General features: G+C 56.5%; 1 protein-coding gene and 2 pseudogenes. All 3 read left to right on the forward strand.

Translation table 11 applies throughout. From position 1 onward, the window contains the following. Positions 1–137, forward strand: a pseudogene (gcvT, locus tag RTY00_RS24040) (glycine cleavage system aminomethyltransferase GcvT); the annotation flags it as partial. Between the two features lie 21 nt (positions 138–158). Next, on the forward strand, positions 159–545 hold the full coding sequence (gene gcvH / locus RTY00_RS24045) for a glycine cleavage system protein GcvH (RefSeq protein WP_008108250.1): 387 nt from the start codon (positions 159–161) through the stop codon (positions 543–545). 99 nt (positions 546–644) lie between these two features. Then, a pseudogene (locus RTY00_RS24050) lies at positions 645–2,108 on the forward strand (glycine dehydrogenase (aminomethyl-transferring)); the annotation flags it as partial.

A 2,108-nucleotide genomic window follows, 5' to 3' on the forward strand; every position in this document is an offset into this window, starting at 1 on the left:
TGGGTTACAGCATCGCGCTGGCGCGTGTGCCAGCCGGAATTGGTGAGCAGGCGATTGTGGAAATCCGCAACCGTGAAATGCCAGTAAACGTCACCAAACCGATTTTTGTTCGCGCCGGTAAGCCGGTCGCCCAGTAATTTTTTCAGGAGAAATGGCCAATGAGCAATGTGCCAAGTGAATTGAAATACCGCGATAGCCACGAGTGGGTCCGTAAAGAAGCCGACGGCACCTTTACTGTTGGTATCACCGAACACGCACAGGAACTGCTGGGCGATATGGTGTTTGTTGATTTGCCAGACGTTGGTGCCACTTTCGCGGCCGGTGATGACTGCGCCGTTGCGGAGTCGGTGAAAGCGGCTTCAGACATCTATGCGCCACTGAGCGGTGAGATTGTTGCGGTGAATGACCAACTGGGCGATTCGCCAGAACTGGTGAACAGCGCGCCATACGCTGATGGTTGGCTGTTCCGCATCAAAGCCAGCGACGCGTCAGAACTCGACGCCATGCTGGATGCTGATGCCTACAAAGCCGCGATCGACGAGTAACCGGTAGTTTTAGAAGGTGACGCGCTGCGCCACCTTCTTTTTTATCTGCCTGATTTAACGCCATTTTTGTAACCCAGCCCGATTCAGGATTTACTGCAAATGACCCAGACTCTCAGCCAGCTTGAACACAACGGTGCTTTCATTGAGCGCCACATCGGTCCTACGCCGGAACAACAGGACTTAATGCTGAAAGCGATCGGTGCCAGTTCGCTCTCTTCATTGATTAGTTCTATCGTGCCTGCCGATATCCAACTGCCTGGCCCGCCGGCAGTGGGCGACGCCGCGACCGAGCAGCAAGCGCTGGCAGAGCTGAAAGCCATTGCCAGTCAGAACCAACGCTACAAATCCTGGATCGGCATGGGCTACAGCGCGGTAATCACGCCGCCCGTTATCCTGCGTAACATGCTGGAAAACCCAGGCTGGTACACCGCATATACGCCGTATCAGCCAGAAGTGTCGCAGGGCCGTCTTGAGGCGCTGCTGAACTTCCAAACCCTGACGCTGGATCTGACCGGTCTGGATATCGCCTCTGCGTCACTGCTGGATGAAGCGACCGCCGCTGCCGAAGCGATGGCGATGGCCAAGCGCGTCAGCAAACTGAAAACCGCTACTAAATTCTTCATCGCCAATGACATCCATCCACAGACGCTGGATGTGGTGCGCACTCGCGCAGAAACCTTTGGTTTTGAACTGATTATTGATAGTGCTGACAAGGTATTAGATCACGACGATCTGTTCGGCGTATTGCTGCAACAGGTTGGCACGCACGGTGAAGTGCACGATTACCGCGCACTGATTGCCGAGCTGAAAAGCCGCAAAGTGGTGGTGAGCGTAGCGGCAGACTTCATGGCGCTGGTGCAGTTAGAAGCGCCAGGCAAGCAGGGCGCAGACATCGTCTTTGGTTCTGCCCAGCGTTTCGGCGTGCCGATGGGCTACGGCGGCCCACACGCTGCCTTCTTCGCCAGCCGCGATGAGCATAAACGCTCAATGCCAGGCCGCATCATTGGTGTCTCACGCGATGCCGCCGGTAACACCGCGCTGCGCATGGCGATGCAAACCCGCGAGCAACATATTCGTCGTGAGAAAGCCAACTCCAACATCTGTACATCGCAGGTACTGCTGGCAAATATCGCCGGTCTCTATGCGGTGTATCACGGTCCGGTTGGTCTGAAACGCATTGCATCACGAATTCACCGTCTGACCAGCATTCTGGCGGCGGGCCTGCAAAACGGTGGCCTGAAGCTGCGTCACAACAGCTGGTTCGATACGCTGACGGTTGACGTGGCCGATAAAGCGGCGGTGCTGAATCGCGCGCAGAGTTTTGGTGTCAATCTGCGCAGCGATATCCACAATGCTGTTGGCATTACGCTGGATGAAACCACCGCGCGTGAAGATGTGCTGGCGCTGTTCGCGATTCTGCTGGGCGATGCGCACGGCCAGGACATTGATGCGCTGGATGCCGCCGTAGCTGCGGAAAACAGCGCGATCCCGGCGGGTCAGGTGCGTGAGAGCGCCTTCCTGACGCATCCGGTGTTCAACCGTCATCACAGCGAAACTGAGATG

It is taken from the genome of Pantoea sp. CTOTU49201 (assembly GCF_032054795.1).
GTDB classification, from domain to species: Bacteria; Pseudomonadota; Gammaproteobacteria; order Enterobacterales; family Enterobacteriaceae; genus Pantoea; species Pantoea symbiotica.

Bases quoted from the DNA above. Each gene is read 5' to 3' on its own strand.
- gcvH (WP_008108250.1), top strand. From the start codon at position 159: ATGAGCAATGTGCCAAGTGAATTGAAATACCGCGATAGCCACGAGTGG.